The organism is Spirosoma liriopis, from assembly GCF_023196085.1.
Taxonomy (GTDB): domain Bacteria; phylum Bacteroidota; class Bacteroidia; order Cytophagales; family Spirosomataceae; genus Spirosoma; species Spirosoma oryzicola.
Genome location: NZ_JALPRF010000003.1, coordinates 551,862 through 564,595 on the forward strand (window position 1 = coordinate 551,862; position 12,734 = coordinate 564,595).

The window sequence follows — 12,734 nt, forward strand, 5'->3', positions numbered from 1 at the left end:
GGGACGGGCTTTATCGAAAGCCCGTCCCTTTTTTTGTTGGCGTAATGGTTGCTTACTCCTTAATAACCTTCACGGTTTGCGTCTGCTGGGCGGTGCCCGCTTGAAGAAGCAACAAACCTGGTTTTACGTTGGTCAGCAGGAAATGTTGCTCCTCTACGGTACCTGGCTGTTCGATGGTCCGGCTTTCCAGCAGGCGACCCTGCAAATCCATCAATCGTAGTTGGACCGGCTGACCCTGAGCACCCCGAATCTGAACGCCTACCTGCTCGTGCGCCGGATTGCCCAGCACTTGTAGCGAAAACGCTTCGGCAAATTCAGCTGCACTTACACCGACACGTGCCCGACCGCAAGCCGCTTTCAAATCCCAGATGTAGGTAACGGTCTGTCCGTTCTGACGCGCCATCAGCGTGAAAGGCTGTACATCGCTCACTGTGCGGCTCTCTCGATCGACAAACTGATTCGGGTTCGTTGACCAGTCCGTAATGCCAATAGCTTTAAATTCGATGGTCGAGCCGTCGCCACCGGTGGTGTTGAATGTAATCGCTCCCGTAGCGCAGTCGTACGTTGGTTTGGCGAGGGCTAATGTATTTCCCGTTGGGGGTTGTACGTTGTTGCAGAAGGCCGCAAAATCAAACGTATACCGAACGGTATAACCACTTTGCGTTGCTTGTATAATAATTGGCTTTGGGTCATTCCGCAATTCCTGTTCAACAATACCGACCGTGCTGGTAACATCGGTGCGTGTTACGCCGGGTACGGTGTAGGTGATCGGTGAGCCGTCGCCACCGTTGGTGTAGAATTGGATCAGTCCAGACTGACAATTATAAAAAGGAGGCAGAATGGCTAGCCCTGTCGTATTTGTCTGGTCGGAAACGATCAGGTTAAAGGTTGCGCTTACCGGACCGCAGTAGCCGTTGCTGGCCGTAATGGTTACCGGATACACACCCGCTTTGGCCGGAGCCTTGCCCCGAAACTTGGCGACCAGGCCCCAAGTTACTCCCCCCTGCGATGTACCTTCCGTCGAATAGGTCATTCCCTCTGGTAAGCCCTGGGCGGAGAACGAATAGATAACCGAGCGTTCGTAGCGGTTGATGTACGCAAAATTAGGATCCTGAAAGTACTTACTGATATCGTACGCGTTCAGGGTTTGGCCCGGCGACAAGGTCAGGTCCGGGATGGTATTGATGGTCATTGGTTTACCAATGTAGGTGAATCGGCACACGTCTTTCAGAACGAACGAATAGTTGGTGGTGTAGCCGCTCTGCATCGCCTGAATCGTTATCGGTTTTTCGGGATCGATGCATTGTATGTTAACCGTGTTGCTGGTAGGAGACGTAAGTGCCAGATCCGATAAGGAATACGTGATCGGTGAGCCGTCGCCACCGGTAGTATTGAACTTGGCGACAGCCCCAACCGTGAAGCAGCTAAAGGTAGGCGCGATTAGTTTAAGCGGATCGCCGGTGGGCGGGGTGCTACAAAAAGCCTTTAAGTCGAACGTGTAGCTCGCTGTATAGCCGCGCTGCGTAGCCTGGATTAGAATGGGTTTAGGGTCATTCCGCAGGTTCTGCTCAACGACACCCACGCTATCGCTCGATGATGAACGGGTGACACCCGATGCAGAATAAACAATGGGTGAACCGTCTCCGCCACTTTTGTTAAATGTAATTGCGCCGGTTGTACAGTTGTAGGAAGGCGGCAGCAGGGTTAGGGTGGACTGGGAAAAGACACTGGCTGGCAAGGCGAAACACAATAGCCATACGTAAACCAGCCATGGCTGGCTGGCTACTAATCCGTAATTGTTTTTCATGTAAAAGTGGACTGGTTTTAACGATTTGTGCAATAGTAGATAAAGAGTAGCTAGTAATCGCCATATACGGCTTATTTAATTGTAACTAATTGTGTACAATCAGCATGTAAGCTTGATAGAAGCTGATCAAAGAATTTTTCGGTGAAAGATTGCTTGTGTAGTGTTGAAAACATAGCGTGTTGAGTGATATGAAACGTATAACTAGTTCAGTGCAATAATTAATCCATTTTCGCAAAAGTAGACTAATTAGTTTTCAATAATAGACAAAAAGTTAAAAATAGATCTATTATTTAGTATAGTAGTTAATATTATTTCATTGCCAATAATAAATAGGCATTTAGGTTACTATAAGGCTATAGTCTGGCATTATATTTTTGATAGGCCACACGCAAAGCACTGGTTAGTGCTTTTTTGCCAGGATATCATCACACTGGTGGTTATCGAAGAGAACGTATCAACTAGGTAATGGATAGCGACTGCTTTCAGAAGAAAAAGTTAGCGGGTAACGTTCACAGCTCATAACGAATGGAGAGGAACCCCGGCGCGCGCTAAATGAGTAGTAGAGAGGCTTTTGGATGCTTTATGCCTGTAGATAAATTGGACAATGGCCAAAAACGCTGCGGGGATGACAGTAAACCAACATCATTGTTTACGTGGGCTGATTCAATCGAGCCAATTGCTGATTTTGCCAGTCGTACTGGCTATCTTCCTGAATGGATCGGCGATTTTTGGTCAATCGCCCGGAAAGACAGCGTCACTGTTTGACGGAAAAACCCTGACCGGTTGGAAAACTGTCAATCCGGCTCATGCTGCGCTGTGGTTTGTCAAAGACAGTGTTATCCGAAGCGGGGATGGCATCAATAAGATTCCGGAGAATACGTATCTGCACACCCTGAAAGAGTACGGCGACTTTGAATTTCGTTGCCTGTTTCGGTTGTCGGGCAATCCGGCAACGGGTATGATCAACAGCGGCATTCAGTATCGCTCGATTATCGAAGGCGATAAAATTATCGGCTATCAGGCTGACATCGGCAATGGGTTCTGGGGTGATCTGTACGACGAACACCGGCGCGAAAAACTGGTCAGTGGTGATCTGCGTACCCTCAAACGCATGTTGAACGAAGAGGGCTGGAACAGCTACATCATTCGCTGCAAGGGCAACCACCATGAGCTATACATCAACGGCGTTAAAACCTGCGACTACATCGAGCAGGACAGCAACATTCCGCAGAAAGGCGTAATCGCCGTGCAGATTCACAGCGGAGGAGCTGCCCAGGTCGAATTCCGGGACCTGACTATCGCTGAGCTTTGAGACTTTTCATAATCTAGCTAAAGAGCAGTCGCGTCGAAACGATTCCGATAACTTATTCCTTTAATCCTATGCCTATACTTTACCTAATCGTTACGCTGCTTTCGGGCTTTGTGCTATTGCCTAAAACGGTCTGTAGAGCGCAGGCTCCTAAACCAAAACCGGTTCAGGATACCACGGCGATTAACCGCGAGTATGCGCTGGAAGCAACGATGCTGGGTTTCTTCGCCAAAAATGGCTCCCGCAATCCGACGTTGAAAGCGAACAAGGGCGACCGCGTCCGCATTACAATCACCAACGGTGAGGTTATGACGCACGATATTGCGCTGGAAAAACTGGGCTTGAAAAGTAAAACCCTTCAGGATAAAGGTAAGAGCACCAGCATTACTTTCACCGCCGACAAAAGTGACACCTACTTTTGTACGGTTCCGGGACACCGGGCTGCTGGCATGGTTGGAAGCTTTGAGGTGGTGGAGGGCGCTATCGCTGATGCGACAATTGCCGGACAGGTGCCGATGAAAAACGGTCAGCCGCTGAACCTGAATTTCGAAACAGGTACCCTACAGGACTGGACCGCCACGGGCGATGCGTTTGCTAACCCCGTTTTTGCCCAGGACGACCCATCGCCGGTTCACGAAAAAGACATGCATATCGGCTATGCGGGCAATTACTTCTTAAGCAGTGGTGGGACAGCCAACGCCAAACGGACCGGTACATTGACCTCTGTCCCATTTACCGTAACACAGCCCTTTGCCGCCTTCATGGTGTCGGGTGGGGCATTGCAGGATACGCGCGTCGAACTGGTGCAGGCCGGAACGAATACTGTACTTTTTCACAGCACCGGACAAGGCCGGGCCACGCTTCAGCCGGTTGTTGTCGATCTGCAACCGTACCTGAACAAAGACATTTACATTCGGATCGTCGATAATGAAACCGGTATTTCGCAGATTCCGTACATTCCGCACGACAAGTGGGCGCACATCAACTTTGATGATTTTCAGTTTTATCCCACTCGCCCTACCTTTCCGAATGAGCTGAAACAGAAAGATATCATTATCCTGCCGCCCCTCGATCCTGTCTTGCACGCTGGTCTTTCTGGTACCGAAGCGGCCAAAGTCATGACCCTGTCGAAAGGGTTCACGATTACCCTGGCGGCCGCCGAACCGGAACTGGTCAAACCCATTTGTTTCACCGTTGACGCACGCGGTCGATTGTGGGTGGTCGAAAGCCATACGTACCCCGTTCGTGCACCGGAAGGGCAGGGCCGGGACCGTATTCTGATTTTTGAAGATACAGACGGTGATGGAACGTTGGACAAGAAAAAAATCTTTATCGACGGGCTAAACCTGGTTAGTGGTATGGAGGTGGGCATGGGGGGCGTATGGGTGGGAGCCGCTCCCTACCTGCTGTTTATCCCGGCAGATTTCAAGAACGATAAACCCGCCGGACCACCTCAGAAACTGCTCGATGGCTGGGGACTGGAAGACACGCACGAAACGCTGAACAGCCTGCGCTGGGGCCCCGATGGCTGGCTCTACGGTACGCACGGGGTATTTACGCACTCGAACGTCGGGAAGCCGGGTGCACCAGATTCGGAACGGACGAAGCTGAACGCGGGCGTCTGGCGCTACCACCCAACTACGCACCAGTTTGAGTTGTTTGCCGAAGGAACCAGCAATCCGTGGGGGCTTGATTTTAACGAGTACGGTCATGCCTTTATCACCGCTTGTGTCATTCCGCACATGTACCACATGATTCAGGGTGGGCGCTACCAACGACAGGCGGGCAAGCATTTTAATCCGTATACGTACGACGATATCAAAACCCACGCCGATCATGTGCATTGGGTGGGCGAACGAGGACCACACGCGGGAAACTTCCGGTCGGCTTCGGCGGGAGGGGGGCACGCTCACGCGGGGGCAATGATCTACCTCGGCAATAGCTGGCCGCAGGAATACCGCAACGATATATTTATGAACAATATTAACGGGGCCAAGCTCAATCAGGACCATCCGGTTCGGGCGGGATCGGGCTATATCGTTACCCACAAGCCGGATTTTCTGACCATGAACGATTCGTGGTCGCAGTGGCTGAACATGAAATACGACCCCAGCGGCTCGGTGTGGGCCATCGACTGGTACGACAAAAATCAGTGCCATAGCCCAAACCCCGATGTGCACAACAAAACGATGGGGCGAATTTTTAAGATTACCCACGACAACGACAAATGGGTACAGGTCGATCTGACGAAGGCATCGGATAAGGAACTGGTCAACTATCAGCTCAACGGCAACGACTGGTACGTACGCCAGGCCCGGACGATTTTGCAGGAACGTGGCCCAAACAAAAAAGTGCATAAAGCCCTGAAAGAGATTCTGGCAAAAAATCCCGATCCGACCCGCAAACTTCGGGCGCTCTGGGCGTTGCACGTGACCGGCGGACTTACCGAAAAAGAGCTGATCGATTTACTGGCGAACGACAACGAATACATCCGAAGCTGGGCGATACAATTGCTGGCCGAAGACAAAACCGTTTCCCCCGAAGCGCTGAAGCAGTTTGCCGCGATAGCCAGACAGGACAATTCGTCGCTGGTCCGGTTGTACCTGACATCGGCCATGCTGCGACTGGAACCGAATCAGCGTTGGGATGTACTGGACGCGCTTGTTCAGAAAGCGTCCGATAAAGACGATCATAATTTGCCGCTGATGCTGTGGTATGCCGCTGAACCGCTGGCCGCTGTGGATATGAAACGAGCGTTGGAACTGGCTCAGAAATCAACAATGCCGAAGCATTTGCCGTACACTGTGCAGCGGATTGGCGCTATCGGTACGGAGGAGTCTAAAAAGTTGCTGAAAGAATTGCAGGACCGAGTCGGGAAACGGGAGCACTCACCCAAAAATCACGAGATTCAGGTGCTGATCGTGAAAGCATTGGAAGAGTAGCGATGGGCGGAACTAGGTTTTTTAACAAACGAATCGGGATGTCATGAACGTGAAAACAGATCAGAACAGCCGGTGGGTGTTGGGCGGAGTCTTGCTTCTCTGCTGGATGACAAACGCCTATAGCCAGGATAAAACGTTGTTTAACGTACGCCAGCAACAGGCCACAAACACCAGCAGTACCAATCGGGCAACGAAATCGGTCACGCCATCCGGCGACTTCAGGAAAACGGAGCTTACGCGCGATTTTATTTCCGAAGGGGTAGCCGTCGCTGATCTGAACAACGATGGAAAACCAGACATCGTGGCCGGTTATTACTGGTTCGAAGCGCCCAACTGGACGCGCCATGAGCTCGCTCCGTCCCGTGCGTTCGATCCGCGCAAGGAGTACAGCAACTCGTTCCTGAACCTGGGTATGGACGTCAATCAGGATGGTTGGGACGATGTCGTAGTGGTAGATTTTCCCGGAAAGCCGGGCTTCTGGTTTGAGAACCCCAAAAACAACCAGCCGGGCGAATGGAAAAAACATATCCTGGCGGATTCGGTGGGCATCGCCAACGAGTCGCCGGGTTTTATCGACATCGATGGCGATGGCCGACCCGATATTTTGTGCGGGGATACGAAGAAGAAACAGATTGTCTGGCTAAAGTCGCCGTCCAAACCCGGTGAGACCGAATGGAAACGCTTTGCCCTGAGCAAGGAGAATGTGCCCGGCACCGAAATCTTTTCGCACGGCATTGGTTATGGCGATGTGAATAAAGACGGTTTCAACGATGTCGTGGTTCGCGAAGGCTGGTACGAAGGAACCGCCGACAAAGCATCAGGTAACTGGGTCTTTCATCCGGCCAATCTGGGCGAACCTTGCTCGCACATGCAGGTGCTGGATGTAAACGGCGACGGAAAAAACGATGTGGTAAGCGCTTCGGCTCATGCCCTGGGTGTCTGGTGGCACGAACAAATTACCGACGAACAGGGTAAAATCGACTTTAAAACCCATTTGATGAGCAATACGACGGCGCAAACGCACGCGTCCATTATGGCCGATCTGAACGGCGATGGCCGTGCCGATTACATCACCGGAAAGCGATACTTGGCGCATAACGGCCACGATCCCGGCGATAGTGACGCCCCCATCCTGATGTGGTTTGAATTTACGCCCGGCAGGGAGCCGTATTACAAAGAGCACATCATCGATACCGATTCCGGGGCGGGTCTTAACATCGTGGTGCGGGATATGAACGGCGACAAAAAGCCGGATATCGTTATTGCCAATAAAAATGGTGTGTTCCTGCTAGAGAATAAAATCAGCAAATCGCGTTAGTCGGGCGGTTTCAACGGTTTGTTTACACCTTTCGGAGCAAGGGCCGCAATAAAACAAACTTAAGCGGTGATTTCGATCCGGTTCTGTTCAGGGTCTAGCACAACGCTTTCGTAATAGCCATCGCCCGTTTGTCGTGGTTCGCCCACGATGAGGTAGCCATCCGCCCGGAGCCGTTCCGTCAGCGCATCAACAGCGTCCCGGCTGCCAACCGACACCGCAAAATGAGTAAGACCGATAAACTGTTGTAGGGAATCATGCGGGCTGTCCGGAATGGTAGGCATGTGCATGAGTTCCAGGCGCGACCCACCGTCGAAACGTAGAAAATAGGACGAAAAGCCCTTCTGGTGATTGGTGTATTTCTGGTTAGCGATTGCGCTAAAGTAAGTCTGATAAAATGTCCGCATCTGCTCAAGATCGCGAACCCAGATAGCCAGGTGTTCGATATGCATAGTGGCAAAAATAGAGCCCAGACGGCTTGTCTGCCTAGTGCTTGGTTGATAACTATCAATGCCCGATAAGCGGATTGCCGATCACGAATACGACGGATCAAAAAACCAGCTGGATATAAGCCAAAGGGGCCGGTAATGACGTTTGGTAAACCATTCGTTATGGCTTGTGGACGTATACCTTTTACTCAATCATCGTTTGAAAGCCACTACAGGTAGTGTAGATTCGCACCCTGCGGTAATTATCTCGTTCGCAACGAAATTCGGTTGCCAATGCATGATTTTGTTGTAAAACACAATTGGCTGCTTCAATCGAAAAAGCGTATCGTAGATTCGTCGAAAATAGCGATAATTTACCTAACTTACGTTTTAATCGAAGTGGCAGAAGGTACAACTATTTATTAGTAATTAATTCAATTAATTATTGAATTAATTCGTGATTATCTGATCGTGTTCTCGAAAAAACACCTTCTAATCGGTTAAAACTGGCGCTTTCTATCTGCCCACTAACGCGTGATTTATGCCTGATCGTAGTAATAAATACTCGGATACCTTTACTGAACAGCAGTATGCATCTATCATCGCAGACTGGGTTGAAGCAATGAAGCAACTTCAGCAATGGTACAACCTGCTTGATACGGCTATTGACGGGCAAAGTAATCCCTACGGCTCTGAAAATTCACGCGAAGAGAAGGGGAAGACGGCCGTAGCCGATCTAATCAAGCTAAGAACGAAGATTGACGATGGGTTGATACGCCTGACAAAGGAAGTTAGTGCGGATGATAAAGCCGCGAATGTCCCGCTGGAGCTACTCAGATTAGTGGAACACACCGAAACCGTTCTGCTATGGTGTATCGAAGTTAAACAAGTCCTCGGGATGAACTCAGGGTCTGAATACCAATGGATCAGCGCTAATTAACCCCGCGCTTTTTACCGGTGAGCTGAATTACTCTTTCCGTAAAGCAATCAAAAATAACGCCCGCTATATCGGTTAGAAAGATACGGGAATCGCTCCGACAGCTGCCTCTGGAAATATAACGCGAAGCCGGAAATGACCATCACGAAACCGATAAAGAAATCATCAGGTTAGCGGTTGTATTCAGCAGTATAAAGCAACTTTTTTGGCAAAAAAGCGGTTCTCTTAAAGCAAGACAACAGCTTTTAAAAGCGGCTGTTATGCCGTAAATTTGCTTAATAAACACCTTTTACTCGCCCATGCAACCTTTTGAAGAAACCGAAGTGGACGTTCTTGAAGAAGTCGTTGAAACAGACGTTCATAGCCTCGTAGTCTTCAATGACGACGTAAACACGTTTGATCACGTGATTGATACGCTGATCGACGTTTGTCATCACACGCCCGAACAGGCTGAGCAGTGCACCCTGTTAATTCACTACAAAGGGAAATGTGCCGTTAAAAATGGTTCGTGGGAAGAGCTTGTGCCGATGCGCAACGAAATCTGCCGCCGAGGCATTTCGGCCGAAGTTGTAAACTAGTCAAGAATGATCAGTCAATAAGGTAATCGCCCTTATTGGCTTTTAACTCAACACTAACCTCTTGGAGTATCCATCCAAACTTATAGAAGACGCAGTAAATGAGGTAGCGAAACTGCCGGGTATCGGTAAAAAAACCGCCCTCCGGTTAGTGCTCCACTTACTCAAACGGGACGAAGAACAAACCGAAACGTTGGCGCAGAGTCTGACAACGATGCGCACGCAGGTCAAATACTGCCGCAAGTGTCATAATCTGTCGGACCACGAGTTGTGCACGATTTGCGCCAGCAACAAACGGGATCAATCGCTGATCTGCGTTGTTGAAGATACGCGCGACGTGCTGGCCATCGAGAACACGGCTCAGTACAAAGGGCTTTATCACGTGCTGGGAGGGATTATTTCACCCGTCGAAGGGATCGGCCCGAGTGATTTACAGATCGATTCGCTTATCGCACGATTGCGGGGTACGGAAGGCGAACAGGTTCGGGAAATCATTCTGGCTATCAGCCCAACCATGGAAGGTGATACAACGGCGTTTTACCTACAGAAAAAGCTCCGGCCGTTCAACCTTAAGATCTCGACCATTGCCCGAGGGGTGCCTATCGGCGGTGATCTTGAGTACGCCGATGAGGTTACGTTAGGACGAAGTATTTTAAGCCGTATCGCTTACGATTAACAAAAAAGGCACTGCTTGCAGTGCCTTTTTTGTTAATCGTACGTCACTAACCTAGCGATGAGCAGCCCAATAACGTTGAAGCGGCAATTCTAGGCTATCTGGCCCCGCGCCGTCATATAACCCCGATTTTCGCGGAAATATGCCTTTCTTTGCGTTCGCAACCCATTCACTGAACATCCTTCCGAAGGATGAGTTGTACGATAAACGTTAGTTATACTTTTATAAACCAACATTCGCATGAATCGCTCCGAGTTTTTGAAATTGGCCTTTGGTGCTTCGGCCGGTTTAGTTGCTTTCCCTTCTTTTGGCTTTGCTCAGGCCGAAGGTCCGTTCAAGCTGGCTCCTCTGCCGTTTGACGCGGGCGCGTTGGAACCGCACATCGACAAAACCACGATGGAGATCCACCACGATAAGCACCACAAAGCGTATGTGGACAATCTAAACAAAGCCGTAGCCGGAACCGATATGGCGAAGATGGATATCGAGGCTCTGGTGAAAAGCATAGCCAGCAGTACACCCGCTGCCGTGCGTAACAACGCTGGTGGACACTGGAATCACACGTTCTTCTGGAATATCCTCGGTCCGAACGGAGGTGGTGCACCGAAAGGCGCGCTAGCCGATGCGATCAACAAAAAATTCAACTCGTTCGATAACTTCAAAACGGAGTGGGCAAAGGCTGCTGCGGGACGTTTTGGTTCCGGTTGGGTGTGGCTTATCAAAAACGGAAACGACATTGAAATCACGTCAACCCCCAATCAGGATAACCCACTAATGGGTATAGCCGAGAAGAAAGGTACGCCCATCATGGGACTCGATGTATGGGAGCATGCCTACTACCTCAAGTACCAGAACCGGCGGCCTGAGTACGTCACGGCAGTCTGGAATGTATTTGACTGGAATAAAATCGGAAAGAATTTTGCCAGCTAGTACGCAGTACGTTCATGGTTTACGGGTTTCTTTCGTGAACCATGAACATCATTGTATCTTCTGAGCCGTTGTATGCAGCGGCAGGTAGACATGAAAGGTAGTGCCGTAATTGACTTTGCTTTCCAGCGTAATCGTACCGCCATGATTTTCCGCTACCCGCTTGCAGGTCGCCAGACCAATCCCCGACCCAGTGAACTGCTGTCGCCCGTGCAGTCGGGTAAATAAGCCAAAAATCATTTCGAAGTTTTCGGGGTCAATCCCAATACCGTTGTCCTCAATACTGAACAGGGCATACTCCTGAAGGTGATCGACACCGGGAAATTCAGGCACATCGCCACCGCGAACAAGCCGGCCGGTGATACTTACCTCAGGGCGTTGGGTAGGCCGCACAAACTTTATGGCGTTCGTCAGTAGATTTTGGAATAGCTGTCGTAGCTGCGTTTCATCGCCCGGCACTATCGGTAGATTTAGGTCCGATTTAATTACCGCTCCTCGTTCTTGAATGGCAATTTCCAGGTCATTCTGAATGCCGCTCAGCAGTTCGCTGACATTAATCAACTCTTGTTTCTGAAACTTGGCCAGACCACTGGGCGTTGTAATACGCGCGTAAGAGAGCAGGCTCTTGATAAGATCGTTCATCCGGTCGGCGGCTGACTGCATCCGGTGGACTATATCAACGCCGGTTTCATCGAGCTGCTTCGTATACCGTTCACCTAGTATATCGCCGAACGATTTTATTTTTCGGAGCGGTTCCTGCAAATCGTGGCTGGCAACGTAAGCAAATTGTTCCAGGCTGTGGTTCGATTGCTTCAGATCATGGTTCATTCGTTGCAGCGTCTGCTGCTGGCGGAACTGTTCCGATATATCCCGGTAGACGCAGATACCCATGACAATGTTGCCTCGTTCATTGCGTACCGGCCCCACGTAGCATTCACACCGCCAGCCACCCCAATGATCGCTGAACGAGTGCTGCTCCCCCATCAATGCCGTGCTGATGTATCGTTTCCAATCGTCCTGATAGTTGGGTAAGATGGTGTCGGTAATACGCTGGCCGATCAGTTCATCGGCGTTGCTGCTTTTGAACAGTCCCGGCAGATTACCATTGGCAAAAAGGACTTTTTGAAAATAGTTAACAACGACCACGCTCATGCCCGGTACGCTGGACGACAGAGTTTTAAACAAAATCGATTCACCCAGCAGCGTCTGTGAAGCGTTTTTTAACGCGGTAATGTCGGTAAACGAAAGTACGGCGCACTGCCCATCGCCCAGCGGTTCGATGCAAAGGTCAAACCACAGTTCTTGCCTGGTATACGACGTTTGGTAATAAAAATCGCTGTGCTGACTTTCTCCGCTTTCAACTACGTCGGCAACTTTACTCCAGAGAGGAGCCAGCGTCTGCGGCAGGAGCTCCGCAACTGTATGCCCCAGCATGCTCTCCCGCTTGTGTCTGAGCGTTTTTTCGGCCTGTCGATTGGCCAGTTGAATGGTAAATGTTTCAATATCGCCATCCTTGTTACGGATGGCCTGGGCTACTAAAATGCCACTGGCCGACTGATCCAACGCTTTTTGCCAAAGAGTAGCAGGCGTTTGTAGTGGATCGGCGATGTTTACTTTCATAGCAGTGGAAGGCATGCCGCCGGCCGCCGGGGCCGAGCAGTTAAAAAGACTTAAGCACAAATTAACAGTCGAGTGCGTAGAGTTGTTAACAAAATTTATTCTACAGCACTTGACTTATTCTTGGTTTCCTGATGTCGTGAGGCTTCTAAAGCCTCGTGGACAGATTGAGTAATCTTTTGTACTTTTGTAAAAACAGTTTAG

10 protein-coding genes are annotated in these 12,734 nt (G+C 50.1%); 7 read left to right on the forward strand and 3 right to left on the reverse strand.

Annotated features, from left to right (window positions below):
- Positions 1-52: 52 nt before the first annotated feature.
- Complete coding sequence (locus tag M0L20_RS19165; RefSeq protein ID WP_248478597.1) at positions 53-1,807, reverse strand: T9SS type A sorting domain-containing protein; 1,755 nt, start codon at positions 1,805-1,807, stop codon at positions 53-55.
- Between the two features lie 625 nt (positions 1,808-2,432).
- On the opposite strand from M0L20_RS19165, the gene M0L20_RS19170 reads away from it, so the two are divergent.
- The 3 genes from M0L20_RS19170 to M0L20_RS19180 all read left to right on the forward strand — a co-directional run bounded on the left by M0L20_RS19170 (position 2,433) and on the right by M0L20_RS19180 (position 7,376).
- A complete protein-coding gene (locus tag M0L20_RS19170; protein WP_248478599.1) occupies positions 2,433-3,119 on the forward strand; it encodes a 3-keto-disaccharide hydrolase in 687 nt (228 codons plus the stop codon).
- A gap of 68 nt (positions 3,120-3,187) precedes the next feature.
- Complete coding sequence (locus M0L20_RS19175) at positions 3,188-6,058, forward strand: PVC-type heme-binding CxxCH protein (RefSeq protein WP_248478601.1); 2,871 nt, start codon at positions 3,188-3,190, stop codon at positions 6,056-6,058.
- 106 nt (positions 6,059-6,164) lie between these two features.
- Positions 6,165-7,376, forward strand: a complete 1,212-nt coding sequence (locus M0L20_RS19180; RefSeq protein ID WP_435531840.1) for an FG-GAP-like repeat-containing protein — start codon at positions 6,165-6,167, stop codon at positions 7,374-7,376.
- 59 nt (positions 7,377-7,435) lie between these two features.
- Here M0L20_RS19180 and M0L20_RS19185 read toward each other — a convergent pair whose 3' ends face one another.
- Positions 7,436-7,825, reverse strand: coding sequence for a VOC family protein (locus M0L20_RS19185; protein WP_248478605.1), 390 nt, complete (start codon positions 7,823-7,825; stop codon positions 7,436-7,438).
- Positions 7,826-8,342: 517 nt separating this feature from the next.
- Between M0L20_RS19185 and M0L20_RS19190 the strand changes: the two genes are divergently transcribed.
- The 4 genes from M0L20_RS19190 (at position 8,343) to M0L20_RS19205 (ending at position 10,916) form a co-directional block, all read left to right on the forward strand.
- Entirely contained in the window at positions 8,343-8,741 is a 399-nt protein-coding gene (locus M0L20_RS19190) for a hypothetical protein (RefSeq protein WP_248478607.1), read from the forward strand.
- A 296-nt stretch (positions 8,742-9,037) separates the two neighbouring features.
- On the forward strand, positions 9,038-9,316 hold the full coding sequence (locus M0L20_RS19195; protein WP_232558215.1) for an ATP-dependent Clp protease adaptor ClpS: 279 nt from the start codon (positions 9,038-9,040) through the stop codon (positions 9,314-9,316).
- A gap of 61 nt (positions 9,317-9,377) precedes the next feature.
- Complete coding sequence (gene recR, locus M0L20_RS19200; protein WP_232558216.1) at positions 9,378-9,989, forward strand: recombination mediator RecR; 612 nt, start codon at positions 9,378-9,380, stop codon at positions 9,987-9,989.
- 237 nt (positions 9,990-10,226) lie between these two features.
- Positions 10,227-10,916 (forward strand): superoxide dismutase, encoded by a 690-nt coding sequence (locus M0L20_RS19205; RefSeq protein ID WP_232558217.1) that lies wholly within the window; start codon positions 10,227-10,229, stop codon positions 10,914-10,916.
- Between the two features lie 48 nt (positions 10,917-10,964).
- On the opposite strand, the gene M0L20_RS19210 is transcribed toward M0L20_RS19205, so the two are convergent.
- Positions 10,965-12,533, reverse strand: coding sequence for a PAS domain-containing sensor histidine kinase (locus tag M0L20_RS19210; RefSeq protein WP_248478609.1), 1,569 nt, complete (start codon positions 12,531-12,533; stop codon positions 10,965-10,967).
- Between the last annotated feature and the right edge of the window lie 201 nt (positions 12,534-12,734).

What these genes read in the sequence shown, in the direction of transcription:
- M0L20_RS19210 (WP_248478609.1), bottom strand. Translation starts at nt 12,533, where the DNA reads ATGAAAGTAAACATCGCCGATCCACTACAAACGCCTGCTACTCTTTGG.
- M0L20_RS19185 (WP_248478605.1), bottom strand. Translation starts at nt 7,825, where the DNA reads ATGCATATCGAACACCTGGCTATCTGGGTTCGCGATCTTGAGCAGATG.
- M0L20_RS19170 (WP_248478599.1), top strand. Translation starts at nt 2,433, where the DNA reads ATGACAGTAAACCAACATCATTGTTTACGTGGGCTGATTCAATCGAGC.
- M0L20_RS19175 (WP_248478601.1), top strand. Translation starts at nt 3,188, where the DNA reads ATGCCTATACTTTACCTAATCGTTACGCTGCTTTCGGGCTTTGTGCTA.
- M0L20_RS19180 (WP_435531840.1), top strand. Translation starts at nt 6,165, where the DNA reads ATGACAAACGCCTATAGCCAGGATAAAACGTTGTTTAACGTACGCCAG.
- M0L20_RS19190 (WP_248478607.1), top strand. Translation starts at nt 8,343, where the DNA reads ATGCCTGATCGTAGTAATAAATACTCGGATACCTTTACTGAACAGCAG.
- M0L20_RS19165 (WP_248478597.1), bottom strand. Translation starts at nt 1,807, where the DNA reads ATGAAAAACAATTACGGATTAGTAGCCAGCCAGCCATGGCTGGTTTAC.
- M0L20_RS19195 (WP_232558215.1), top strand. Translation starts at nt 9,038, where the DNA reads ATGCAACCTTTTGAAGAAACCGAAGTGGACGTTCTTGAAGAAGTCGTT.
- M0L20_RS19205 (WP_232558217.1), top strand. Translation starts at nt 10,227, where the DNA reads ATGAATCGCTCCGAGTTTTTGAAATTGGCCTTTGGTGCTTCGGCCGGT.